The 24,150-nt window shown below is 73.5% G+C and carries 21 protein-coding genes and 1 pseudogene; 6 read left to right on the forward strand and 16 right to left on the reverse strand.

All coding sequences use genetic code 11. The annotated features are described in order from the left end of the window. The first annotated feature begins 288 nt into the window (after nucleotides 1–288). From MNZ27_RS12365 to MNZ27_RS12375, 3 genes are all read left to right on the forward strand, one after another. Nucleotides 289–837, forward strand: coding sequence for a hypothetical protein (locus tag MNZ27_RS12365; protein ID WP_242394381.1), 549 nt, complete (start codon nucleotides 289–291; stop codon nucleotides 835–837). 220 nt (nucleotides 838–1,057) lie between these two features. After that, nucleotides 1,058–1,711 (forward strand): InlB B-repeat-containing protein, encoded by a 654-nt coding sequence (locus tag MNZ27_RS12370; protein ID WP_242394382.1) that lies wholly within the window; start codon nucleotides 1,058–1,060, stop codon nucleotides 1,709–1,711. Nucleotides 1,712–1,994: 283 nt separating this feature from the next. Continuing rightward, nucleotides 1,995–4,697 carry a fibronectin type III domain-containing protein gene (locus MNZ27_RS12375; RefSeq protein ID WP_242394383.1) on the forward strand — a complete coding sequence of 901 codons (2,703 nt, stop codon included), beginning with the start codon at nucleotides 1,995–1,997 and terminating at the stop codon, nucleotides 4,695–4,697. Nucleotides 4,698–4,791: 94 nt separating this feature from the next. Here MNZ27_RS12375 and MNZ27_RS12380 read toward each other — a convergent pair whose 3' ends face one another. From MNZ27_RS12380 to MNZ27_RS12420, 9 genes are all read right to left on the reverse strand, one after another. Continuing rightward, nucleotides 4,792–6,627 (reverse strand): HAMP domain-containing sensor histidine kinase, encoded by a 1,836-nt coding sequence (locus MNZ27_RS12380; protein WP_242394384.1) that lies wholly within the window; start codon nucleotides 6,625–6,627, stop codon nucleotides 4,792–4,794. After that, nucleotides 6,624–7,793: a sensor protein KdpD gene (locus MNZ27_RS12385; protein ID WP_242394385.1), complete on the reverse strand. Its 1,170-nt coding sequence runs from the start codon at nucleotides 7,791–7,793 to the stop codon at nucleotides 6,624–6,626. The genes MNZ27_RS12380 and MNZ27_RS12385 overlap by 4 nt, the downstream gene beginning before the upstream one ends. A gap of 13 nt (nucleotides 7,794–7,806) precedes the next feature. Then, complete coding sequence (gene kdpC / locus MNZ27_RS12390) at nucleotides 7,807–8,508, reverse strand: potassium-transporting ATPase subunit KdpC (protein WP_408629690.1); 702 nt, start codon at nucleotides 8,506–8,508, stop codon at nucleotides 7,807–7,809. A gap of 10 nt (nucleotides 8,509–8,518) precedes the next feature. Continuing rightward, nucleotides 8,519–10,582: a potassium-transporting ATPase subunit KdpB gene (kdpB, locus tag MNZ27_RS12395; protein WP_242394386.1), complete on the reverse strand. Its 2,064-nt coding sequence runs from the start codon at nucleotides 10,580–10,582 to the stop codon at nucleotides 8,519–8,521. Nucleotides 10,583–10,584: 2 nt separating this feature from the next. After that, nucleotides 10,585–12,306 (reverse strand): potassium-transporting ATPase subunit KdpA, encoded by a 1,722-nt coding sequence (gene kdpA, locus MNZ27_RS12400; RefSeq protein ID WP_242394387.1) that lies wholly within the window; start codon nucleotides 12,304–12,306, stop codon nucleotides 10,585–10,587. A gap of 9 nt (nucleotides 12,307–12,315) precedes the next feature. After that, a complete protein-coding gene (gene kdpF, locus MNZ27_RS12405) occupies nucleotides 12,316–12,405 on the reverse strand; it encodes a K(+)-transporting ATPase subunit F (RefSeq protein WP_242394388.1) in 90 nt (29 codons plus the stop codon). A 16-nt stretch (nucleotides 12,406–12,421) separates the two neighbouring features. Beyond that, entirely contained in the window at nucleotides 12,422–12,562 is a 141-nt protein-coding gene (locus MNZ27_RS12410; RefSeq protein ID WP_242394389.1) for a hypothetical protein, read from the reverse strand. A gap of 210 nt (nucleotides 12,563–12,772) precedes the next feature. After that, nucleotides 12,773–15,469, reverse strand: a complete 2,697-nt coding sequence (locus MNZ27_RS12415; protein ID WP_242394390.1) for a PAS domain-containing hybrid sensor histidine kinase/response regulator — start codon at nucleotides 15,467–15,469, stop codon at nucleotides 12,773–12,775. Nucleotides 15,470–15,535: 66 nt separating this feature from the next. Then, the gene (locus MNZ27_RS12420) at nucleotides 15,536–16,597 is read right to left on the reverse strand and encodes a hypothetical protein (RefSeq protein WP_242394391.1); all 1,062 of its coding nucleotides are present in this window, start codon (nucleotides 16,595–16,597) and stop codon (nucleotides 15,536–15,538) included. A 150-nt stretch (nucleotides 16,598–16,747) separates the two neighbouring features. On the opposite strand from MNZ27_RS12420, the gene MNZ27_RS12425 reads away from it, so the two are divergent. After that, nucleotides 16,748–17,173, forward strand: a complete 426-nt coding sequence (locus MNZ27_RS12425) for a hypothetical protein (RefSeq protein ID WP_242394392.1) — start codon at nucleotides 16,748–16,750, stop codon at nucleotides 17,171–17,173. A gap of 93 nt (nucleotides 17,174–17,266) precedes the next feature. Here the strand turns inward: MNZ27_RS12425 and MNZ27_RS12430 are convergent, their stop codons facing one another. The 3 genes from MNZ27_RS12430 to groES form a co-directional block, all read right to left on the reverse strand. Continuing rightward, nucleotides 17,267–17,491, reverse strand: coding sequence for a hypothetical protein (locus MNZ27_RS12430; protein ID WP_242394393.1), 225 nt, complete (start codon nucleotides 17,489–17,491; stop codon nucleotides 17,267–17,269). Nucleotides 17,492–17,865: 374 nt separating this feature from the next. Further along, on the reverse strand, nucleotides 17,866–19,509 hold the full coding sequence (gene groL / locus MNZ27_RS12435) for a chaperonin GroEL (protein WP_242394394.1): 1,644 nt from the start codon (nucleotides 19,507–19,509) through the stop codon (nucleotides 17,866–17,868). Nucleotides 19,510–19,552: 43 nt separating this feature from the next. Next, the gene (gene groES / locus MNZ27_RS12440; protein WP_242394395.1) at nucleotides 19,553–19,849 is read right to left on the reverse strand and encodes a co-chaperone GroES; all 297 of its coding nucleotides are present in this window, start codon (nucleotides 19,847–19,849) and stop codon (nucleotides 19,553–19,555) included. Nucleotides 19,850–20,233: 384 nt separating this feature from the next. Here groES and MNZ27_RS12445 point away from each other — a divergent pair, with 384 nt between their 5' ends. Continuing rightward, on the forward strand, nucleotides 20,234–20,860 hold the full coding sequence (locus MNZ27_RS12445) for a hypothetical protein (protein WP_242394396.1): 627 nt from the start codon (nucleotides 20,234–20,236) through the stop codon (nucleotides 20,858–20,860). A gap of 193 nt (nucleotides 20,861–21,053) precedes the next feature. Further along, on the forward strand, nucleotides 21,054–21,749 hold the full coding sequence (locus MNZ27_RS12450) for a DUF892 family protein (RefSeq protein ID WP_242394397.1): 696 nt from the start codon (nucleotides 21,054–21,056) through the stop codon (nucleotides 21,747–21,749). Nucleotides 21,750–21,938: 189 nt separating this feature from the next. Here the strand turns inward: MNZ27_RS12450 and rpoZ are convergent, their stop codons facing one another. From rpoZ to MNZ27_RS12470, 4 genes and pseudogenes are all read right to left on the reverse strand, one after another. Beyond that, a complete protein-coding gene (rpoZ, locus tag MNZ27_RS12455; protein ID WP_242394398.1) occupies nucleotides 21,939–22,205 on the reverse strand; it encodes a DNA-directed RNA polymerase subunit omega in 267 nt (88 codons plus the stop codon). A gap of 65 nt (nucleotides 22,206–22,270) precedes the next feature. Beyond that, nucleotides 22,271–22,891 (reverse strand): hypothetical protein, encoded by a 621-nt coding sequence (locus MNZ27_RS12460; RefSeq protein ID WP_242394399.1) that lies wholly within the window; start codon nucleotides 22,889–22,891, stop codon nucleotides 22,271–22,273. Between the two features lie 54 nt (nucleotides 22,892–22,945). Continuing rightward, on the reverse strand, nucleotides 22,946–23,830 hold the full coding sequence (locus tag MNZ27_RS12465; protein WP_242394400.1) for an ATP-binding protein: 885 nt from the start codon (nucleotides 23,828–23,830) through the stop codon (nucleotides 22,946–22,948). Nucleotides 23,831–23,845: 15 nt separating this feature from the next. Next, nucleotides 23,846–24,150, reverse strand: a pseudogene (locus MNZ27_RS12470) (hypothetical protein); the annotation flags it as partial.

Consider the following 24,150-nt stretch of genomic DNA (forward strand, 5'->3'; position numbering starts at 1 on the left):
GCGGTGGAACGCGAACGCGGAGACGAGGAGCGAGACGGCGGAGGTGCCCAGTGTCGTCTTCCTGAGCCCAGCCCCTCTCCTCGCCGGCCGCCCCGCGCCACGCTCTCCCCGCCGCCCGGCGGGCAGCGCGGCGGCGAGTCTGGCGACAGCTCGAGGCGGATTCGGGCCGAGGCGCGAGGCCCGGGCGTGCAGGCCGACGGCCGCCTTCCGGCGCCACGCACGGCGTTTGACATCGGCCGAATCGTGGTCATCGAAGAAGTGGGAGGAGGTGCAAATAGCATGGCAACGATGACAATCGAGAGGCGGCCGTTCGTTCACTGGGGCGCCTCCGTCACCGGTGCGTTCTTCGCCGTGGCGATCGCGACGGTGCTAGGCCTGTTCGGCGCGGCCTTTGGTCGGGCCGGGGCCACCGTCCTGTCGGGCGTGTGGCAGATCCTCACGCCGCTCGTTGCGGTGTGCGCTGGCGCGGTGATCGCGGTGTCTCTCAGCGAGCGTCGCGGGGCATACCTGAACGGCCTGATGGTGTGGGCGCTCGGGGTCGCTTACGCCGGGGCGCTGTTCGCGGCGTCGGCACCGGGTGCGCGTGTCGCTGGTGAGCGGATGGTCGTAGGCTCTGGGACCACCCTGGCGCTCGCCGGGCTCGCGACGATCCTTGGCCTCGTCGGCTCGCTGATCGGATCCGCGATCGGCAGCTCGCTCGAGGGGCGGATCGCGCGCCGGGCCGAGGAGATGGCCGCCACGGAGGAGCGCGGGTACCACCCGACGTTCACTGCCGAGCCCACGTCGCCACCACCGTCGGAGGTCCGTCCGACGGAGCGGCCCGAGCTGCGGCACTGATCGGCGATCCGAGCCGAGATGGTTGAACGGGGGGCGGAGCACCGCTCCCCGTTCGTGTCTGTGCTCGGGGCGGGGCGGCACGCCCCGAGGACAAGGCGGCGCGCTCGAGTTCCGCCTGCTCGCGCGCGCGGACCGGCGGCGTTCCGGCGAGGGCTCGGGCGGTTCCACTCACGGTAGCGCACGGCTCGTGGACCTCCTACGGAGTCGGGGGAGGTCCGACATGATGAAGCTCGTCAGGCTGTGCCTCGGGACCCTGCTCGTCGCGATGGCGTGTGGCGGCGCGTCCTCCGTGACGACCACGACGCCGTCGCCCACGCCGTCGCCCACCCCGCCGGCCGCGTCGACGTCGCCGCTGAACCTCTCGCTCTCGGGACCCGGGACCGCCGAGGTGCGCACGTCGAAGGACCAATCCGTCTGCTCGGGGAGCTGCACGGTCCAGGTCGAGAACGGCGCGACCGTCCTCATCGTCGCGCACCCGCAGAACGGGGCGACGTTCGAGGGCTTCGCCGGCGACTGCTCGGGGATCGCGGACTGCTCGCTCATCGTCAACTCGACCATCAACGTGACCATCAACTTCGCGCCGCCTCCGCCGCCTCCCCCGAAGCAGCACGTGCTCTCGGTGACGCGGACGGGGAACGGCACCTGCACCGTGAAGGCGGACGCGTTCGGGATCGACTGCGGCTCGGACTGCCAGCGGGACGTGGACGACGGCGCCGAGGTGGTGCTCGCCGTGGAGCCGGACAAGGACTCGGCCTTCACCGGCTGGCATGGCGCGTGCGACGGCAAGAAGGACGCGACCTGCGACTTCCGGGTGGACAAGGATCTGACCGTGAGCGCGAGGTGCATGAAGATCATCTGCTCGGTCGATCCGTGAGCGGATCGCACGACGCCGAGTCGCCCGCCGGTACGGTCGGCGCGACCGCACCGCGGGGCGCCCGCGTGGGGACCACGGCCCCGGCCGTTGGGAGCCCAAAAGTCCACGTCTGGGCGATGTGACCCATCGGCTGGGTGCAGTGCCCCACCTCCGACCTCGGCCCGCCGTCCCTCCCGCGGCGGGACAGGGTCCGCAGGTGCCCGACATCTGGACGGTTGTACGGGCGTGAACGAAGCGCGCCCCCTCCGGCTGGCGCGGTTCGGTTTGTGCAGAAAACGGTTGGGTGACCCGCTTCGCCTGGCTCTGCGTGCTCGCGTGCGTCCTCCCGCGGGCGGCCCTCGCCCAGCGCGCCGGGGACCCGTCGCCGGGGAGCCTCGCGCCGGTCGTCGCCATCGTGAACCCGATGGACGGCGCGGTCACCGGACGGCGGGTCCGGGTCCAGGCGCGCGTCCAGCATCCCGCGGGCCTCTCCGCGATCGCGCAGGTGACGCTGGCCATCGCCGGCGCGGGCTCGGCCGGGGTGGCGATGTCGCAGAACACGCGTTACCTCTCCGCCCCGGAGACGGGCCTGTACGAGGCGATCGTCGCGCTGTCGCCCGGGAGCGCCACGCTCGTCGCGACCGCGACCGACACGTCGGCCCGCTCGACGTCCTCCGCGCCGATCGCCGTGACCGCGAGCGCCGACCGGGGCGACGGCAACCTGCTGGTGCGCGACGACTCGAGCCAGCTCTGCACCGCGTGCCACGCGGTCTCCGATCACGGCAGCGAGACCGCCGGCCGGACCTACGGCGCCTGGACGACCACCTGCCGCGACTGCCACACGGTGCACGGCACCCGGAACACCCACCTCGTCCGCGAGATCATCAAGCCGCCCTGGCTCGTCGGGACCGAGCCCCCGCCGCCGAAGGCGACCCGGCTCGCGACGCGGGCCGGCTACGCGGCCGCGGGCGGGGCGGCGAACCCGGGCCAGGCGAGCTTCGCGAACGGCGACGGCAGCGGGCCTTGCCAGGTGTGCCACACGCGCACGGCGCGCTGGCAGGCCGCCGGGAGCGCGGACGCGGTCCACCTCGGCGATTGCGCGTTCTGCCACCGACACCAGACGGGGTTCAAGGCGCGCTGCCAGGACTGTCACGCGACGCCGCCGACGACCGGGGCGCACCTCGCGCACGAGGGCGCCTCCGCGCCGACGCCGCCGTTCCCGAGCGACCCGCGCCCGCTCGGGTGCGGGAGCTGCCACCCGACCGATCCGGCGCTGCACGGCGACGGCGCGCAGCAGGTCGTCCTCAACCCGAGCCTCGTGCTGCCGGGCGGGACGAGCACGGCCGGGGCGCGGCTGAGCGGCTCGTCCACGGGCACGACCTGCCTCGTCGCCTGCCACGCCCCGCTTGGCGCGCCGCCCCCGGCGTCGCCGCCGACCTGGAGCACGGTCGGCCCGCTCCCCTGCACCTCGTGCCACGCCCGGATCGACCCGGGCGGCGTCGCGCCCACCGCGCGGTCGGGCCCGACGCTGCACGATCCCGTGTTCTCCGAGGCGCGGCCCGCGAGCGGCGAGCCCACGACCTGCTTCTCCTGTCACGATCCGGCGTCGCATGACGGCACGCACCTGACCGGCAACCCCGGCCTGGTCGCGAGCGCCACGGTCAACACGGTCTGCATCGGGTGCCACTCGCCCCCGGCCGCTCCGGGCGGAGCGCCGGGCCAGGTGCTGCACCAGGGGACCGACGCCGCGACGTCGTGGACGCCACCGGTGCTGCCGGGGTGGAGCGAGGCGACCTCCGACGGGACGAGCGGCGACTTCCACGGCGGCCGCCGCGGCACCTGCTTCGATCCGGAGCACGGGCCGGTGCCCTGCGCTCCCGACGTGACGCCCACCGGGTTCGGCGGGACGCTGAAGGCCCCGTACTACCGCGGCTACCCGGCGATGCCGTGCGCGACGTGCCACGGCGGGCACGCGAGCCAGAACAGCTTCCTCTTCGCCGGGGTGGTGAACGGGACGGCGATCCCGCCCGGCGCGATCGATCGGACCGGCGTCGGCGCCGAGAAGCTCTGCGAGGCCTGCCACGCGGGCGGTCGCCACGACCGCTGCAAGGAGTGCCACACCGACACGATCATCTGCCCCGACGGACAGTGCTACATGGACCCCACGGCGACGCACGTGGATCCGGCGCCTCCGGGCAGCGCCTGCTTCTGGTGCCACGGCCACGAGGGGATCTCGAAGTGGACCGAGCCGTACAGCGGCCAGAGCATGACGGGCTCCTCGGGCTGCGATCATTGCCACGGGTTCACGATGCCGCCGATCCGGTACGCCCCGCCTGCGCTGGCGACCGCGCCGCGCGTGAGCGGCCTCACCGCGACCACCGCGACCATCGCGTGGCAGACCGACGAGAGCGCCTCGACGTGGGTCGAGTACGGCGCGGGCATGCCGGGGTACGTCGCCGGGAGCGCCGCCGAGGTCGGCGCTCACGCGGTGACGCTCACGGGGCTCTCCCCCGCGACGACGTACGCCTGGCGGGTCCGGAGCGTCGATTCCTTCCGGAATGTGCTCAGGACCGCCCTCGCCACGTTCACGACGGCCGCCGCCGACGCGGTCCCGGCGCCGGACCTGGTGGCCGTGGGGGCGGTCGGGGTCGCGGTGCCGCAGTCGACGATGGTCCTCGACCTGCAGTGGTACCCGGTGGCGGCGCCGACGGGCGACCCGATGGAGTACCGGGTGCAGCTCGCGTCGGATCCGACCTTCACGACGCTGCTGAACGGCGCTCCTCCCGACTCCGGCTGGATCCCCGGCGCGCCCGGCACGCGCGGCGGCGCGGCGATCCTGTCCTTCGAGGTCACGCTGACGAACCTGCCGCAGGACTACTGCAGCGCGGTGCCGGACAGGAACCAGTACTACTGGCGCGTGAAGGCGCGAGATTCGGTCACCGGGCTCGAGTCGGACTGGTCCGTCGTCGATCCGTTCACGGCGATGGCCGGCGACCCGCTCTGCTAGCGCGCACGCAGCGTGGTGAAGGGGCGAGGGCTGGCGCCGCCCCCCGGCCGCTCCGCTCGGGCCGGACGGGGGCCAGGGCGGCCGGCGGCCGCCGTCAGGCCGCCGTGGGCTGCCGCTGCGCGAGCGGGAGCGTGAACCAGAACGTGCTCCCCTTGCCGGGCTCGCTCTCCGCCCCGATCGCGCCGCCGTGGGCGGCCACGATCTCGCGCGCGATGTAGAGCCCGAGCCCGACCCCGCTCCGGCGCGTGCCCGGCACGCGGTAGAACTTCTCGAACACGTGGTCGAGGTGCTCGCGCGGGATGCCCTCGCCGGTGTCCCGCACCTCGAACCGCGCCGCCTCCCCGGTCGCGGCGACCCGGACCTCGACCGATCCGCCGGGCGGCGTGTGCTGGATCGCGTTGGCGAGGAGGTTCGCGAGCACGAGCCGGGCGCGCTCGGGATCGCCGCGCACCTCGAGCGGCGTCGCGGCTGGCGCGGCGGAGAGCGTGATCCGGGCCGCGTCCGCGGCCGAGCGGAGCGTCGCCTCCGCCTCGAGGACGAGCGCGCTCGCCTCGACGCGCCCCACCTCGAGCGTCATCCGGCCCGACTGGATGCGCGACAGATCGAGCAGGTCGTCCACGATGGCCTGGAGCCTCTCGCAGTCCTGCCGCGCGGCGAGCATGAGGTCCGCCTGCTGCTCGGTGAGCGTCCCGGCGGCCTCCTCGACGCACAGGTGCACGGCCATCCGGAGCGAGCCGAGCGGGGTGCGGAGCTCGTGCGCCACCGTCGCGACGAGGTCGTTCTTCAGCTCGTCGAAGCGCATCAGGCGCGTCACGTCCTGGAGCACGATGGTCACGCCGGCGACGCCGCCCTCCTCGGAGTAGAGCGGCGAGGCGCGTGGCAGGAGGTGCCGGCCGCCCTCGGGGGAGTCGATGCGGACCGCCTCCTCGAAGCCGCGGGGGACGTAGGCCCCCTTCCCGGAGAGGACGTGCGCGCGCACCCGCTCGACCACCGCCCGCAGCGCGGGGTCGAGCGCCGACAGGGCCGGGGTGGTCCCGCCGGCGCCGAGCCGGAGGGTCGTCTCGGCCGCGCCGTTCAGGTTCAGGATCGCCCCGGCGGCGTCGAGGACGAGGACCGGATCGGGGAGGCTGTCGATGACGGCCTGCGACGCCTGCTGGGCCTGGAGCAGCTCGCCCAGGGAGCTCGAGCGGTAGTCGGCGAGCCTGTTCGCCATGGTGTTGAACTCGGTCGCGAGCGCGGCGATCTCGTCCTTGCCCTCCACGGTCACCCGGGCGTCCAGGTCTCCCTCGCCGATGCGGCGGACCGTCCGCGCCAGCGCGCCGAGCGGGCCCAGCAGGCGCGCCGTCAGGGTGAGGGACACGAACAGGCCGATCGCGAGCCCGGCCGCGGTCGCCACCATCACCGCCGCGCCATTCCGCTCCGCCGTCCGGCGCGCCCGCTCCGCCTTCGACGCCATCGCGTCCTGGTTGAGGGCGAGGAGCTCGCCCTCCGCCGCCTGCACCGCCCGGTACGCGGGCTCGAGGGCCTCGAAGTACGTCCCGAGCCGGCCTTCGGCGGGGGCGTCCGCGAGCCGCCGGTAGGTGACGCGGTACTCCGACCACGCCTGGCGGAGGCGCCGGGTGACCTCGGCCTCTCCACGCTCCGTGATGTTGTGCTCCTGGACCTGGAGCTCCGACTCGAACCGCTGCCAGGGCGCGGCGACGTCGGGCCCCTGCGGCCGGCGCGTGGCGAGCCGGAGCGCGCTCGCCTCGAGCGCGTCGAGCGCCTGGAGCATCCGCTCGGCGGCGAGCACGCTCCGGTAGTTGTCCTTCAGGATCAGCCCCGGGCTCCGGCCGAGCGTCGAGATCGCGGTCACCGAGGCCACGCCGAAGAGCGCCAGGACCGCCGCCATCGGGGCGAGCGCGAGGAGGAGCTTCGTGCGCAGCGTCATGGCTTCACCTCCTCCTCGCCCTCGAACGAGACGATGTGCAGGTCGAGCCCCTGGGCCTCGTCCACCAGCCGCTGGAGGACCGAGCGCCCCACGAGGCGGCGCCAGCGCGGCTGCTCGCTCCGCCCGACGATGAGGTCGCTCACCCGGTGCGAGCGCGCGAACCCGAGCATGGCCGCGGCCGGGTCGTCGGCGTGAAGCCGCACCACCTCCGCCCCCAGCTCGCGGGCCTTCTCGACATTGTCGAGGAGGTTTCGCTGCGCCTCCGCGTCGATCCGGTCCGGAGCCTCCTCGGGGGTCTCGACGTACACCACGTACCAGTTCGTGTTGAGCCGCCCCGCCATGCGCGAGCCGCGCCGGAGCAGGGCGACCGCGTGCGGCGGATTCGAGGAGAGGGCCACCATCACCCGGCCGCGCGTCGGCCCGGGCGTCACGCCCACCCGCGCCGCCTGCGCCGCGGACCGATCGAGGCTCTCGGCCACCTCGCGGAGGGACAGCTCGCGGAGCGTGGCGAGGTTCTGGTCGCGGAAGAAGTGCTCCAGCGCCCAGGGGATCTTCTCGTGCGGGTAGATCTTCCCGGCGCGGAGCCGCTCGACCAGGTCCTCGACCGCGAGATCGAGGTTCACGACCTGATCCGCCTGCTCGAGGAAGGAGTCGGGCACCGTCTCGCGCACCCGCACGCCGGTGTTGCGCCGGATGAGGTCGTTCAGGCTCTCGAGGTGCTGGATGTTGAGGGCGCCGATCACGTTGACGCCCTCGGCGAGGAGCTCGAGCACGTCCTGGTAGCGCTTCCGGTTCTTCGACCCCGGCACGTTGGTGTGCGGGATCTCGTCCACGATCGCCACCTGTGGCCTCCGCGCGAGGATCGCCTCGAGATCCATCTCCTCGACCGCGACGCCGCGGTACTCCACCCTGCGGCGCGGCACGACCTCGAGGTCCCGCACCAGCGCCGCGGTCTCCGCGCGCCCGTGCGGCTCGATGAGCCCCAGCACCACGTCCACGTTCCTGGCCCGGAGCGCGTGCGCCTCCTCGAGCATGCGCCAGGTCTTCCCGACCCCGGCGGCGAAGCCGATGTAGAGCTTGAGCCGGCCTCGCCGGCGGCGCTCGACCAGCTCGAGGAAGTCCTGGGCGCTGGGACGTCTGCCCGTGGTGATCGCGCCGGGGGCCATGCGCCAGGGAGCTCTACTCGGGGCGCCCGGCCGCCGGCGGGCCCGCCGCGGGCGACGCCGGCGCGCCCAGCCGCCGATCCAGCGCCAGGTTCAGGAGGAGCACGTTCACCCTCGGCTCGCCGAGGAGGCCGAGGTCCCGAGCCTCGACGGCGTCCTCGACCACCGCGCGGACGCGCGCCTCCGGGACCTGCCGTGCCTTCGCCACCCGCGGGAGCTGCCAGAGCGCCGCCGCCGGCGAGAGGTGCGGATCGAGGCCGCTGCCGGAGGTGGTCACGAGCTCCACCGGGACCGGCCCCGCGGCGTCCGGGTTCTCCCTCCGCAGCCGCTCCACCTCGGCCGTCGCGCGGTCGCGCAGCTTCTTCGAGGTGGGGCCCAGGTTCGAGCCGCCGGAGGCGAGCGGGTCGTAGCCCTGCTCGCCCGCCGCGGACGGGCGCGGCTGGAAGTAGGCGGGGCTCGCGAAGCGCTGCGCGAGGAGCTCGGAGCCGACCACGGCCCCCTTGTCGTCCACCGCGAGGCTGCCGCGGGCGTGGTGCGGGAAGAGGAGCTGGGCGAGCCCCGTCACGAGGAGCGGGTAGGCGAGGCCGGTGAGGACGAGCGTGACGATCGTCGCGCGCACGGCGGGCACGAGGTGCTCCCGCAGCCCGGGGGCCGCGGGCGGCGGCGGCGCGGGCAGGGGGAGCGGGGTGGCGCGGCGGAGCTCGATGACCTTGCGCATGAGGCCTCCCCTATGCGTGGACCAGGCGCGTCGCGGCGAGCGCCAGGTCGATGAGCTTGATGCCCGCGAACGGCGCGACGACGCCCCCGACCCCGTAGAGGAGCAGCGAGCGGCGGAGCACCGCGGCGGCCCCGAGCGGCCGGTACCGGACGCCCTTCAGGGCGAGGGGGATGAGGAGCACGATGATGATCGCGTTGAAGATCACCGCCGAGAGGATCGCGCTGAACGGGGAGGCGAGGTGCATCACGTCGAGCGGCGCCAGCTCCGGGTAGACCGCCACGAAGAGCGCCGGGAGGATCGCGAAGTACTTCGCGACGTCGTTCGCGATCGAGAACGTGGTGAGCGTCCCGCGCGTCATGAGGAGCTGCTTGCCGACCTCGACCACCTCGAGCAGCTTGGTGGGGTTCGAGTCGAGGTCCACCATGTTGCCCGCCTCCTTCGCCGCCTGCGTGCCGGTGTTCATCGCCACGCCGACGTCGGCCTGGGCCAGGGCGGGCGCGTCGTTCGTCCCGTCGCCCGTCATCGCGACGAGCTTCCCCTTCGCCTGCTCGTCCTTGATGAGGCGCATCTTCGCCTCGGGCGTGGCCTCGGCGAGGAAGTCGTCCACCCCGGCCTCGCGCGCGATGGCGGCCGCGGTGCGGGGGTTGTCGCCGGTGATCATGACGGTGCGGATGCCCATCGCCCGGAACCGCTCGAACCGCTCGGCGATCCCGCCCTTCACCACGTCCTTGAGGTGCACCAGCCCGAGGACGCGCGCGCCGTCGGACACCGCGAGCGGCGTGCCGCCCGAGTCGCCGATCCGCTCCGCGGCGGCCTGGAGCTCGGGCGGGAGCGCCCCGCCCAGCGCGGCCACGTGCCGCGCCACCGCGTCCACCGCGCCCTTCCGGATCCGCCGCGGCCCCATGTCCACGCCGCTCATGCGGGTCTGCGCGGTGAAGGGGATGAAGTGGTGCTCCGCCTCGCGCACCTCGCGGCCGCGGAGGCCGTACTGCTGCTTCGCGAGCACCACGATCGACCGGCCCTCCGGCGTCTCGTCGGCGAGGCTCGCGAGCTGCGCGGCGTCGGCGAGGTCCTCGACCGCGACGCCCGGCGACGGGATGAGCTCGGTCGCCATCCGGTTGCCGAGGGTGATGGTCCCCGTCTTGTCGAGCAGGAGGGTGTCCACGTCCCCGGCGGCCTCCACCGCGCGGCCGCTCATGGCGAGGACGTTCTTGCGCAGGAGCCGGTCCATGCCGGCGATCCCGATCGCGGAGAGGAGGCCGCCGATGGTGGTGGGGATGAGGCACACGAGGAGCGCGACCACCGCGGTGGCGGAGAGGTCGATCGAGGCGTAGCGCGCGACGGGGACCAACGTCACGCACGCGAAGAGGAAGATCACCGTGAGCCCGACGAGGAGGATGTGCAGCGCGATCTCGTTCGGGGTCTTCTGCCGGGCCGCCCCCTCGACGAGCGCGATCATCCGGTCGAGGAAGGACTCGCCGGGCTCGACGCCGATCCGGACCACGATCCGATCGGAGAGCACCCGGGTGCCGCCGGTGACGGCGGAGCGATCGCCGCCCGACTCGCGGATCACCGGCGCGGACTCGCCGGTGATGGCCGACTCGTCCACCGAGGCGATCCCCTCCACGATCTCGCCGTCGCCCGGGATCACCTCGCCGGCCTCGACCACCACGGTGTCGCCCTTGCGGAGGGCCGACGCGGGCACGCGCTCCTCGCCGCCGTCCACGCGCCTCCGCGCGGTGACCTCCCGCCGCATCCTGCGGAGCGCCTGCGCCTGCGCCTTGCCGCGCCCCTCGGCCACCGCCTCGGCGAAGTTGGCGAAGACCACCGTGAACCAGAGCCAGACGCTCACCGACAGCGTGAACCACCCCGGCGCGGCGCCCGGGGGACGCAGGAGCCGGTCGCGGAGCCAGAGCAGGGTCGTGAGGACGCTGCCCACCTCGACCACGAACATGACCGGGTTCCTCGCCACGCGGCGTGGGTCGAGCTTCCTCAGGCTCTCGAGGAGCGCGGGCCGCAGGATGGCCGGGTCGAACAGCGAGAGCTGCTTCGTCTTCGAGGAGGCCGAGGCCATGGCTAGAACACCCTCCCGTGGAGCGCGGCGAAGTGCTCGAGCACCGGGCCGAGCGAGAGCGCGGGGAAGAACGTCAGGGCGCCGACGATCAGGATCACGAAGATCAGGAGGACGGTGAACGTCGCGCCGTTCGTCGGGAAGGTCCCCGGACCGGCGGGCACCACCTTCTTCCCGACCATCGACCCCGCGATGGCGAGGACGGGGACGATCATGAGGAAGCGGCCGGCGAGCATGTCCAGCGCGCCGGTCACGTTCCAGAAGCGGGTGTTCCCGCTCAGGCCGGCGAACGCCGAGCCGTTGTTGCCGGCCTGGCTCGAGTACGCGTAGAGGATCTCCGAGAGGCCGTGGGGCCCCGCGTTGCCGAGGGACGAGGCGCCGTACGGCGCCACCGCGGCCCAGGCCGAGAGCACGAGCACGAGGAGCGGGAAGATGAGGACGTAGAGCATCGCCAGCTTCATCTCCCGCGCCTCGATCTTCTTCCCCAGGTACTCGGGCGTGCGTCCGACCATCAGCCCGGCGATGAAGACGGTGAGGATCACCATCACCAGCATCGCGTAGAGGCCGGCGCCGACGCCGCCGAAGATCACCTCCCCGAGCTGGATGTTCAGGAGCGGCACGAGCCCGCCGAGCGGCGTGAAGCTGTCGTGCATGGCGTTCACGGCGCCGCACGAGGTGCCCGTCGTCACGGTCGCGAACAGGGCGCTGCCGGCGACGCCGAACCGCGTCTCCTTGCCCTCCAGATTCCCGGCCCGGTGGTCGCAGGCGAGGCCGGCGAGGGCGGGGTTCGCCTGCGCCTCGGCGCGGTAGGCGATCCCGACGCCCGCGAGGAAGAGCACCGCCATCGCCGCGAAGACGGCCCACCCCTGCCGCGTGTCGCGCGCCATCTTCCCGTACGTGTAGGTGAGCGCCGCGGGGATCGAGAAGATCAGCACCAGCTCGAGGAAGTTGGTGAGCGGGGTCGGGTTCTCGAACGGGTGGGCGCTGTTGGCGTTGAAGAAGCCGCCGCCGTTGGTGCCGAGCTCCTTGATCGCCTCCTGCGAGGCGACCGGGCCGAGCGCGACGACCTGCTTCAGCCCCTCGAGCGTGGTGAGCTCGCGATAGGCGGAGAGGGTCTGGGGCACGCCGAGCGCGACGAGGACCAGCGCGACGACGACGGAGGCGGGGAGGAGGACGTAGACGATCGATCGGACGAGATCGACCCAGAAGTTCCCGAGCGTCCTCGCGCCGCCCGGCCCCGGGTGGCGCGTCAGGCCCCGCGCGAGGGCGAGCGCCACCCCGATCCCCACCGCGGCGGAGGTGAAGTTGTGCCACGCGAGCCCCGCCATCTGCGTGAGGTCGCTCATGGTGGTCTCGCCGCCGTAGTTCTGCCAGTTGGTGTTGGTGGCGAAGCTCGCGGCCGTGTTGAAGGCGAGGTCGGGCGCGACCGGTCCGAGGCCCTGCGGGTTCAGGGGGAGGACGTGCTGCAGGCGCTGGATCGCGTAGGTCACCACCACGCCGAGGCCGCTGAAGATCAGCATCGCGAAGGCGTAGCCCTTCCAGTCGTGCTCCCGCCGCGGCTCGACTCCGCAGAGCCGGTACAGCGCGCGCTCGAGGGGTCCGAGGACGCGCGGGAGCGGCCGCCGCTCTCCCTCGAACACCCGGTGCAGGTAGAGCCCGAAGGGCTTCGTGACGGCGAGGACGACCAGGGCGAAGAGCCCGATCTGGAGCCAGCCGTTCTCGGTCATGGCGCGCTCCTAGAAGCGCTCGGGACGGACGAGCGCGTACCCCAGGTAGACGGTGAGGACGAACGCGAGGACGATGCCGGCTGCGTGGTCGAAGGTCATGGGCGGATCCGAACGTTCACAGACGGTCGCAGCCGGAGACGTAGGCGATCGAGAGCGCGAAGAACGCGACCGTGGTGAGCAGGTAAAGGACGTCGAACATGGGCGGTGCTCCGAGGGCGCGGCGAGGCCCGTCGTTCCCCGCCGTCGGGGCGGGCATGGGCGAGCTCGGGTTCGATAACCTGCTCTCGCCCGGATCAGGATGGCGTCAACCTTGGGACCCAGCTCGTCAGGAACCCGTCAAACGTCCCGAGAGGGCCAGCTCGCTCGTGGACCACGGGCCGGATCGGCCAGCCGGCTCCCGGCCCGCCGGGCCCTGCCTCCGGAGGCGGCGTGCGCCGCAGCCGCTCGACGCGAGTAGGTGTCGCCATCAGGAGAGCGCTTCGGTCAGCGCCTCGAGGGAGGCCGGCTTCGACAGGTGCGCGTCGAACCCGGCCTCCCGGGCGCGCTGCTTGTCCTCGGGCTGGGCGTAGCCGCTCAGGGCGACGAGGCGGGTCGAGCGGAGCGACTCCTCGGCCCTGAGGGCGCGGGCGACCGCGTACCCGTCCGCGTCGGGGAGGCCGATGTCGCAGAGCACCACGTCGGGGTGGAGCTCGCGCGCGAGCGCGATCCCGCTCGCGGCGTCGCGGGCGAGGTGCACCCGGTGCCCCTCGAGCTGGAGCAGGTCGGCCAGGATCTCGGCCGCGTCCACGTTGTCCTCGACGATCAGCACCAGCCGGCCGGTCGCGGCCCGCGGCTCGCCGGGCGCGGCCGCGGGCGCCGGGTGCGCCTCCGGCTGCGGCTCGAGGAGCGGCAGGGTGACCACGAACTCCGTGCCGCGCCCCACACCCTCGCTGCGCGCGACGATCTCGCCCCCGTGGAGCGTCACGAGCCCCTTCGCGAGCGCGAGCCCGAGGCCCAGGCCGCCCCGGGTGCGCGCGAGCCCGTGCTCCTCCTGCGTGAACGGCTCGAACACCTGCGCGACCCGCGACGGGTCGATCCCGATCCCCGTGTCCCGGACGGAGAGCCGGGCGCGGCCGCCGTCGAGCCGCAGCGTGACGGTCACCACGCCGCTCGGCGGGGTGAACTTGTTCGCGTTCTGGAGCAGGTTCCCGACGATCTGGGCGATGCGGGCCGCGTCCGCGTCCACCTGGATCGGGCCGGCGGCGAGATCGACGCGCAGCTCGATCCCGCTCTGCTCGAAGAGCGAGCGCAGGTCCTCGCACGTGCGGCGGACGACCTCCCGCAGATCCATCGGGGCGCAGTGGAGGCGGATCTTGCCCCGTGAGATCCGCGTCACGTCGAGCAGGTCGTCCACCAGGCGGGCGAGGTGGTCCGTCTGCCGCCGCAGCACCTCCCGCGCCCGGACGGCCTGGCGGCTGTCGGAGGGGGCGCGCTCGAGCACGTGGATGCCGTTGCGGATCGGGGCGAGCGGGTTGCGCAGCTCGTGCGAGAGGACGCCCAGGAACTCCGTCTTGCGCCGGTCGGCCTCGCGCATCGCGTTCTCGGCCTGCTTCCGCTCCGTGATGTCGGCCGCCACCGCGGCGAGCGTGTCGGCGCCCATGCGCGCGACGGAGAAGAGGAGGGTGCGGCCCTTCAGGACGAGCTCGTGCTGGACCGGCACGCCCGTCTCGAGCACGGACGACCAGCTCGGGAGGACGTCCCGCGCCGGCTCCGGGCCGAAGACCTCGCTGATCGGCTTGCCCACGGTCTCGTCCCGCGATCGGCCGAAGAGCGCCAGCGCGGGGTCGTTCATGTCGCGGATGACGAGCGCGACCACGTTCCCGTCCTCGTCGCGCTCGGCCTCGTACACGCCCACCAGCTCGATCAGGTTCTCGAAGAACGCCCGGTAGCGCTGGGCGCTCTCCCGGAGTCGCAGCTCCGCCCGCTTGCGCTCGGTGATGTCGAGCGCGGCGGTCCCGAGGGTGCTCTCGTCAATCCGGAAGATCCGGACGAGCAGCGCGAGCCCGCGGAACGAGGTCTCGTACTGCTCGGGCTCCCCGGTGGCGAAGACCCGCTCCATGCGTTGCTCGAGGGCCGCGCTCCGCTCCGGGATCACCTCGCGCAGGGACCTCCCGACGAGGTCCGCACGGGCCGCGCCCATGAGGCGGAGGCCCCCCTCGTTCGCGTCGGCGTAGCGCCACCCGATCACCGCGCCGTCCGGCGCGCGGACCGCCTCGAAGACCATCAGCGCGTCCCGGATGTTCCGCGAGATCGCCCGCGCCCGGGCCTCGCTGATGCGCAGGGCCTGCTCCGCCGCCTTGCGCTCGTCGATGTCGAGCGCCATCCCGACCATTCGCACGGCGCGGCCGTTCTCGAAGAACGCCCGCCCCTTCGACGCGACCCAGTGCCGGGTGCCGTCGGGCCACAGCGCGCGCAGCTCGACGTCGAGGTCCTCGCCGTCGTCGATGGCCCGCCGCACGGCGGCCTCGACCCGCTCCCGATCCTCCGGGGCGACCGCCGCGAGGAACGTCGCGTGCGTCACCGGGACGTCGGGTGGCAGCCCGAACAGCTCCCGGCTGCGCTCCGACCAGACGTGCTCGTTGGTGAGGAGGTTCCACTCCCAGGAGCCCAGGCGCGCGGCCTCCTTGGCGAGCCGGAGGTGCTCCTCCTTGTCTCTCAGCGCCCGGGCCTGCTCGGCGGCGCGGCGCTCCGCGGCCCTCTCGGCGGTGACGTCGCCTACCACGATGACGGCCGCCACCACCTCCCCGCGATCGTCGCGCAGCGGCGCGGCGCTGGTGCGGATGGTCTTGTCCCTCCCGTCCGGCGTCCTGAGCAGGCGCTCGTCGGGAGGGACGACCTCGCCCTGGAGCGCGCGGACGCCGATCGGGAGCGCGCGCGCTCCGTCCCGCGATCGCAGGTCGAAGCGCTCGATGAAGGACTCGACCGGCGCGAGCAGCTCGTCACGCGGGACCCCGAAGATCCGCCCCGCCGCCTCGTTCGCGATGACGACGCGCCCGTCGGGCGCGGCGACGACGAGCACCCCGTCCAGCATGGTGGCGAGGATTCGAGCGTACGGCAGGAAAGGGGCGGTCAGCTCCTCGCCGACGCTCCGTTTCGGCTGCTCCGCGAGCGGTGGCTCGTGCACTCAGGACACCTGCTGACCCCACCTGCTAGCCCTAGGTTGCACCCGCCGCACGGACGCGGCACCGGGTCAGCGCGGCGTGCGCCGGGCCCACGGCTCCCCGGCGAGCGCCCGATCGAGGAGCCTCGTCACGTCGTGGGCGTTCCGGGGATCGACGTCGGCGCGCACCGCCCGCGTCCAGAGGAGCGCGCCGGTGCGACGGTCGAACAGGTCCACCTCGAGGACGGTCTCGTCGCCGGCGAAGAAGCCGCGCGATTCGACCCGGAGCTCCGGCGGGGGTGGCACCGCGAGCTGCACCTCCGGCGGCTCCTCCGCCCAGGCCTCGCCGGGCGCGGCCGGCGCGTACGGAGCGGGCGCGGCGGTAACGGACGGTGCGGACGGGACGCCCTCGACGGGCGGAGCCGCGCAGCAGGGCGGAGGGAGCACGAACGCGAGCTCGAACCCGAGCCAGAACGAGGTGCCGCCGTCCCACTCGCCCGCGTAGGGCTGCTGCCAGGGCACGGGCACACCCACGGGCGCTGGCGCGGGGACGGGCCGGGATGGGGTGATCGGCGCGCCCGTGGGTGGCCGCGGCGCGACGAGCGGGCCTGGCGAGGGGACCGGACGAGCCCCGCGCGCGATCGCGGGCGCGAGGGCTCCCGGGACGGGGCGCGTCCGGACGGGGATGGACACGGGCTGCGGCGGGCTCGGGGCCGCGCGCGCGGGGGCGCCCCTCGGCTCGGAGCGCGGGGAGTCGCGCGAGAGCACCGCGAGCACGACGACCGCGGCGACGATCACCACGAAGCCCACGACGATCCCCACCTTGGCGGCGCGCTGGTCGGAGCGCCGCGAGTCCGTGCGCGCCACCGCTCGCGCCCGCACGAGGAGCAGCGGATCCGCGGCGCCCAGGGCGTTCGGCGAGAGCTCCCGCCCGGCGAGCGCGCTCCCGAGCGCGGCGCGCGCGAGCACGCGGGCCTGCTCCAGCTCCTCCGGAGTCGGCGTCCCACCGCTCTCGACCCAGAGCTCGAGCTGCGGCTCGGCGACGGCGCCGCTCACCGGCGCGAGCTCGCTCCCGAGCGTGCTGGCCGGAGCGCGCACGGTGGTGCAGCCGAAGGCGACGAACGCGAGCAGCGCGACGGCGATCCTGGGCATGCGGAGAGGATACCTCCCTCGCCGGGGCCGACGTGGGATCCCCGGCGAGCGCGCGGCGCGCCACGGGCCCGATCGGCAGGCGAGGCGCGCGACGATCGGCCCTCCTCGGCCGGACGGCGGCACCGCCGCGAGCGCGCTACACTGCCTCGCGTGTGGACGCTCGAGCCCGGAGCGGCCTCCGGCCGCGTCGTCGCCGCCGCCGCGTACCTCACGGCGGTGGTGTCGTTCCTGCTGCTGCAGGAGGTCGGGCTCCGGCTCCGGCGCGAGGAGCACCGCGCCTGGTGGGCCGGCTCCGGGCGCGACCTCCTCAACGTCGCCGGGCTCCTCGCCATCTCCGGCGCGCTGCGATTGCTCGGGCTCTCCGGTCCGGCCGCGCTGCTCGTCGGCGGCACCCTGACGCTCCTCCTCTTCGGCGTGTCGGTGCTCGTCGCGACCCAGCTCGACGTCCGGCATCCGCGGGCGTGGGCCCTCGCCGCCGGGCTCGCCCTCGCGGCGCCGGTGCTGCTCGCCGCGGAGCGCGTGGTGGCGGCGTTCGGCGCCGCCGCCCGCGCGCTCTTCGTCCTGCACGCCGGTTAGTACCGCGCGTCAGGAGTTGCGAGCCGGAGCCGCACGCGCGGTACGCGAGTGGGGGTCCGGGGGAGGCGGCGCTCCGCCTCCTCCGGGTGGGCGCTACCGGTGGGCGCGCGTCGGCGTCGTCTTCCGCGCGGCGGCGGCGGCCTTCCTCGCACCGTGAAAAGCCTTTCGGAGCACGCGCTTCATCGGCTTCTCCGGCTCCTCCATGTCGACCGGGTGATAGTCGGCCGGGGCGAGCTCTGGCGCGGTGACGCCCGGCGGCAGATCCATCCCAACGTCACCCGGGCGCTCTACCGTAGCCTTCTGGATCTTGCGTTTCATGGTGAGACCCCCTGATCGCGATGCTGCCATGGTGCGCCCTCGCGTCGGCGCGGGAGGGCGGAGAACGGGGGAGCCTCGGGCGGGGTGACCCACGGCGGGAACGGGGGAGCCGACCGGGAGAGCGGCTCGGCCCGCTCGTCGAGCGGTGTTCCGGACTTCATCGAGCGGGCGCCCGGTCGCCTGCGAGCCTCGAGCTTCAGCCCCGGGCCCTCGGGCCTGGCTTCGGGCGCGGGCCCGGGCCCGAGGCGTCGGGCATCAGGCGTCGAGGTCCCAGTGAAGACGAGAGCGCTGCCGCAGGCGGCCAAAATGGAGAAGGCCGCCGGGAGATCCCGGCGGCCTTCGGATGCTTCACGCTGCGGAGCGTGAGGCGGCGACTACATCATGCCGCCCATACCGCCCATGCCGCCCATGCCGCCGCCCGCAGGAGCCGGCGCCTCCTCCTTCGGCTTCTCGGCGACCATCGCCATGGTCGTCAGCATGAGGGAGGCGACCGACGCCGCGTTCTGGAGCGCGGAGCGGGAGACCTTGGTCGGGTCGATGACGCCCGACTTCACGAGGTCCTCGTACTCGCCCGTGGCCGCGTTGAAGCCGAAGGTGGTCTCCTTCGACTCCTTGACCTTGTTCGCCACGATCGACGCCTCGTAGCCGCCGTTGCCGGCGATCTGACGGAGCGGCTCCTCGACGGCCCGGCGCACGATGTCGAGGCCGAACTTCTCGCCCTCGCCCACCTTCACGCCGTCGAGCGCCTTGAGCGTACGGAGGTACGCGACCCCGCCGCCCGGGACGATGCCCTCCTCGACGGCCGCGCGCGTCGCGTGCAGCGCGTCCTCGACGCGGGCCTTCTTCTCCTTCATCTCGGTCTCGGTCGCCGCGCCGACGTTGATCACGGCGACGCCGCCCACGAGCTTCGCGAGCCGCTCCTGGAGCTTCTCGCGGTCGTAGTCCGAGGTGGTCTCCTCGATCTGCGCCCGGATCGTCTTGACGCGCGCCTCGATGTCGGCCTTCGCGCCGGCGCCGTCCACGATCGTGGTGTTGTCCTTGTCGATCGTGATCCGCTTCGCGCGGCCCAGGTCCTTCAGCGTGACCTGCTCGAGCTTGATGCCGAGCTCCTCGGCGATCATGCGACCGCCGGTGAGGATCGCGATGTCCTCCAGCATCGCCTTGCGGCGATCGCCGAAGCCCGGGGCCTTCACGGCCGCGACGTGCAGCGTGCCGCGGAGCTTGTTCACCACGAGGGTCGCCAGCGCCTCACCCTCGACCTCCTCGGCCACGATGAGGAGCGGCTTGCCGCCGCGGGCGATCTGCTCGAGCACCGGGAGCAGATCCTTCATGTTCGAGATCTTCTTCTCGTGGATGAGGATGTACGCGTCCTCGAGGACCGCCTCCATCCGCTCCGCGTCCGTCACGAAGTACGGCGAGAGGTAGCCGCGGTCGAACTGCATGCCCTCGACCACGTCGAGCGTCGTCTCGAGGCCCTTCGCCTCCTCGACGGTGATGACGCCCTCCTTGCCGACCTTCTCCATCGCCTCGGCGATGATGTTGCCGATGGTGGCGTCGCCGTTCGCGGAGATGATGCCGACCTGGGCGATCTCCTTGTGGTCCTTCGTCGGCTTCGAGAGCTTCTTCAGCTCGGCCGTGATGATCTCGACGGCCTTGTCGATGCCGCGCTTGATGTCCATCGGGTTGTGGCCGGCCGCGACGAGCTTGGAGCCCTCGCGGTAGATCGCCTGGGCGAGCACGGTCGCGGTGGTGGTGCCGTCGCCGGCGACGTCGGAGGTCTTGGAGGCGACCTCCTTCACCATCTGCGCGCCCATGTTCTCGAACTTGTTCTCGAGCTCGATCTCCTTCGCGACCGTCACGCCGTCCTTCGTGATGGTCGGGGCGCCGAAGCTCTTCTCGATGACCACGTTCCGGCCCTTGGGCCCGAGGGTCACCTTCACCGCGTCGGCGAGCGTGTTCACGCCCTTGAGGATCGCCTCGCGGGCCTTCTGGTCGAACAGGATTTCCTTGGCAGCCATTCTTGTCGCTCCGTTTTCGAGAGAGGAAAGCCCGACGGGGGCGCTAGCCCTCGATCACGCCGAGGATGTCCTCCTCGCGCATGATCAGGTGCTCCTCGCCGTCGATCTTGACCTCGGTGCCCGCGTACTTCGAGAAGAGGACCCGGTCGCCGGCCTTCACGTCGAGCGGCCGGACCTTGCCGTCCTCCTGGACCTTCCCGTTCCCCACGGCGATCACCTTGCCCTCGATCGGCTTCTCCTTGGCCGTGTCGGGGATGATGATCCCGCCCTTCGTCTTCTCCTCCTCCTGAACCCGCTTCACGATGATGCGGTCCTGCAGGGGACGGATCTTCGTCGCCATGAACTGCCTCCTTGCCGTTCAGTGCCGTCCGCGCGCCAGGGCGGCGGGCGGCGGTCCGAGGTCTGTCTGTGGCCCTGGCAATCGCTGGCCGGGACTGCCAAAGGCGGGCGTATCGTAACCACCGACCCTGGGCTGTCAAGCGAGCCTGCGCATTTCGCAATCGTCCGAAATGAGTGAGTATTTACGGCGCGTTTGGCACTCGCCCCGTTCGAGTGCTCGCCGCCGCCTGGCGGTGGGCGGACGCGACTGCCAGCCCGCCGCGAGCAGTCGAAAACCTCCGCTGCCACGGGGGGTTGGCGCCTGGATCCGCGGAGCGTTACGGTCTGTGGAGGCGCCTCGCGGGGAGGACGGCGGGGCGGCCGGCCGGAAGGGAGGACAGGCGCCGTGGATCGGGAGATCCTCGTCGGGAAGAGCGCCCAGGAGTGGTTCCGCGAGCGGGTGTCTGACGCCCTGTCGCACCGCAGCCTCCAGATCCAGGAGGTGACCGAGTTCTACCTCGTGAACCTCCTCGCGAGCTTCCTCGAGCGGGAGCGGCTCTTCTGCCCGCGCTCCGCGGTCGAACACGCCGCCGGCGACGTCCTCGACGAGCCGCTCGCCCTCATCCTGCTCCGGGCGCTCGCCGCCGACCGGCACGCCCGGGTGCGCGAGCTGCGCCGGCTCGGTGACACGGCCCTCTTCGTCTGCGGGTTCTTCGGCGACTCGCTCGCGCGCTCCGCGGTGGACGTGGACTACTACGTCGCGATGGGCGAGCGGGCGTACGGCACGCTCGCCGACGCGGAGCGCGGGTGGGCCGGCGCGCCGTTCGGCGAGCTGTCCGATCGGTTCGGCGACTTCGTCGATCTGTTCGCCGAGATCGCCGAGCTCTCCGATCTCCGCTCCAACCGCGGGCTCGTCCGGCTCTACGAGCGGTTCCTCGCGACGGGATCGGCGCGGGTCGCGGAGCTGCTGCGCGCCCGCGGCGTGGCGCTGCTCGGCGGGCCGGGCGGCGCGACCCGGAGCCTGAAGCACTGATGAACTTGAGGCGCCGGACGCCCCGCCTCCGCCCAGGCGAGCCGGTGGACCATGCCCCGCGCGGCGCGGCCGTGGGCGCTCGCCCGCGCCTCGAGCGCTCGCAGGCGAGGCGGGGCTGGGACGCTGCGGTGGCGCGGGGCGAGGGCGGCGCCCCGGACGCCTCCGCCCTACCTTCGGTGCGGGGAGGGGGCACATGAAGACTTTCGCGACGAAGAACAAGGACAAGGTGATCGATCTGCTCGCGGAGCGCCTCTGCTTCGAGCGCGCGAGCGTGAAGCTGTACGAGAAGGTCATGGAGCGGATGGCGCGGGCGGCGGCCGCGCGCGAGACCGCCAGCGAGGGCGAGGGCGACTACACCACGTACGGCCTGAGCGGCTATGGGAGCGACGTGTTCCGCGGGATGCACCGCGACATCGGTCAGGAGCAAGGAGCGTCCGAGGACGAGCGCCGGACGCGCGAGCGCGAGCGGCGCGTCGTGGCGGAGATGGTCCCCCGGGTGAAGGCGATCCAGGAGCAGGAGCAGGAGCACCGGCACTGGCTCGAGGATCGCATCCGGGAGCTCGGCGGCGACGCCCGGGCGCGGACCGAGCTGGCGAGGCTGAGCGCGCGGGAGATGAAGGGGATCGAGGCGGTCGTCGCGAAGGATCCCGAGCTCCCGCACCTGCTCCACGCCCTGCTCGCGGCGGAGCACGTGGACAGCGCGGGGTGGGATCTGCTCGCCGTGCTCGCCGCCGAGGCGGGCGACCTCGAGGCGAAGAGCGAGTTCGAGGAGCGCCTCCACCAGGAGGAGCGGCACCTCGCCTTCCTCCGCGAGGCGCTGCGTTCCTTCACCGCGCAGGACGTCCTGGACGCGGAGCTCGAAGCGCCGCCCATGCCTCACGCACCGTGACCTCCGAACGGCGAGGTGCCTCGGGCGCGAGGCGCACCCGCGACGGCGCAGGGCAAGCGAACGGATCGCGCCCGGTGAAGGACGCGCGAGCGTTCGGGGCGTGATGTCGTCGGAAAGACACGAAGGGCGCGCCGGTCGGGGCGCGCCCTCGGAGCTCGCGGCGGCGGACGCCGCGGGGGTGGCGGGAGGCTAGCGGAGCGTCCGCGTCTGCCCGGCCGGGATGGTGGACTTCTCCTTGTCGAACTTGCCGGCGAGGGCGTCGCGCACCGAGCGGTCGAACCGGACCTTGCCGGTGGCGATCTCGCGGAGCGCGACCACCGGGGCCTTGTTCTTCGGGGCACCCTGGAGCGGCCGGGCGCCCGCCATCAGCTGGCGGGCCCGCTTGGTCGCGAGCAGCACGAGCGCGAAGCGGTTGTCCACCAGGGGGAGGCAGTCTTCGACGGTGACGCGGGCCATTTCTCTTCCTCTCTACCGATCTGGGCTGAAGGAAAGACGAAACATAGGCGGAAGGACCGGGCGGGTCAACGTGAACGGCGCGGGCCGCCGGCGGCCCCGCCGACCGGCCCCGGAGAAGGGAGGTCCGGCGTCTGGGGGCGGGCGGGGGGCAGGGGCGAGGTCCCCGCGAAGGCCGCCAGGGCCGCCTCGAGCGCCGAGACGTCCTGCTCCGCGGCGACCACCACGGTCCGATCGGGCGCGAGCAGGAACGCGACGCCGTCGGCGCCGGTGCCGCTCCCCACCGCCCACTCGAGCGCGCGGCCGTCGTCGAGCGTCACCCGCACCCGGGCGCGCGGCGTCCGGAGCCCGTACGCCTCGAGCTCCTCGCGGAGCGCGTCGGCCCGCGCCAGCGTCCCCCGCCGGCGCAGCGCCGCGAGGCGCGCCAGCACCGCGTCCGCCCGGGCGGCCGGGACCGCCGCGCCCTCGCCGCGCCAGCCCCCCGCCGCGCGCGCCGCCGACACGGTCCGCCCGGCGATCCGCACCTCGATCCGCGACGCGCGCGCCGGCTCGAAGGCCGCCACCTCGGCGCCGCGCCGGATGTCGCCCGCGATCTCGCGGCTCCGCTCGTGCCGGGCGAACCAGGTGAGGGCCGCGGCGGCGGGGAGGAGCGCCACGAGGATCCCGACGAGGACGCCGCGGATGCGCATGGATCGCGAGACCGTGCCACGGACGGCGCCGGACCGCGAGCCCGCTCGAGGGGCCTACGTCTTGCGCCAGTACCCGCTGCCCTGCTCGTCCTTGCGGTGATCGTACCCGGGGTCGAGCTTCACGAAGGTGCACATCTCGACGAGGCGCGAGTAGATCCGGTCGCCGACGCGCTGCTGGAGCGACATCGACTCGGCGTCGCGCTGGAACTCCGTCGAGCCGGTCCGGACCACCCGCCCGGGCACCTCGCGCGGGCGCGGCGCCTGCTCCTCCGGGAAGTAGTTGGTCGCGAAGAGCGTGGAGAGGCCGGAGTTGTACCGGCGGCTCACCAGCTCGTCGAGCATCGACCGCTCCCACTCCGTCCCGCGCTCCTTGCCGAGCTCGTCGATGGCGAGCACCGGCACCCCGAGGAGCGGCTTCAGGATGTCCATGTGGCCCCGGTTCGCCGAGAATCCGGCGCGGATGTCCGAGAGGAGCAGCATGAACTCGACGTACCGGCCGGCGACGCCCTTCTCGAGCGCGAGGTAGCGCAGCGTCGCGACGAGCAGGTGCGTCTTGCCCGCGCCGGGCTTGCCGAAGAAGAGGAAGCCCTGGGTCGGCGCGTCCCGCCGGAAGCGGTGGGCGAAGTCCTGCGCCACCTGGAGCGCGCTGGCGTGCGGCTGCGCGTAGCAGCGGAAGGTCTCGAAGGAGGCCTTCGCGATGGCGGGGGGGACGGCGACCCGGTTGAAGAGCGCGATCCGCTCGTCGAGGCTCCGGCAGCTGCACGGCTGCGCCACCATCGAGGTGCCGGAGGGCACGAGCGTGTAGCCGGAGCCGCCGCAGTGCGTGCACGACGCCTGGCAGGCGCAGCGGTGTGCGCGCGCGGTCTGGCCGAGGACCTGCTCGACGACGTAGCCGGCGCCGCCGCACTCCGGGCAGGTCCTGTCCTCGCGATCGGGCATGGGGGGCCCCGGAGTCTACACGGATCCGCGCAGGCAGGTGAGCCCCGCCCGCCGCGCGGCGTCGAGCAGGTGCAGCCGGAGCGCCTCGCGGTGCGCGCGCCGGCTCGCGCCGCGAACCCGGGGGCCGGCGAGGTCGCGGACGCGGCGCCCGAGCGCCGATCGCTCCGCGCGCGGGAGGCTCGCGACCCAGGCCGCGAGGAGGTGCGCGTCGGCCCGGGCGATCGCCTCCTCCGCGCGCGCGAGCGGCGAGCCGGCGGGGTGGACCGTCTCCAGCGCCCGCCACGCCGCGCGGTACCCGTCTCGCAGCGCCGCCGGCGCCG

It is taken from the genome of Anaeromyxobacter oryzisoli (assembly GCF_022690765.1).
GTDB lineage: Bacteria > Myxococcota > Myxococcia > Myxococcales > Anaeromyxobacteraceae > Anaeromyxobacter > Anaeromyxobacter oryzisoli.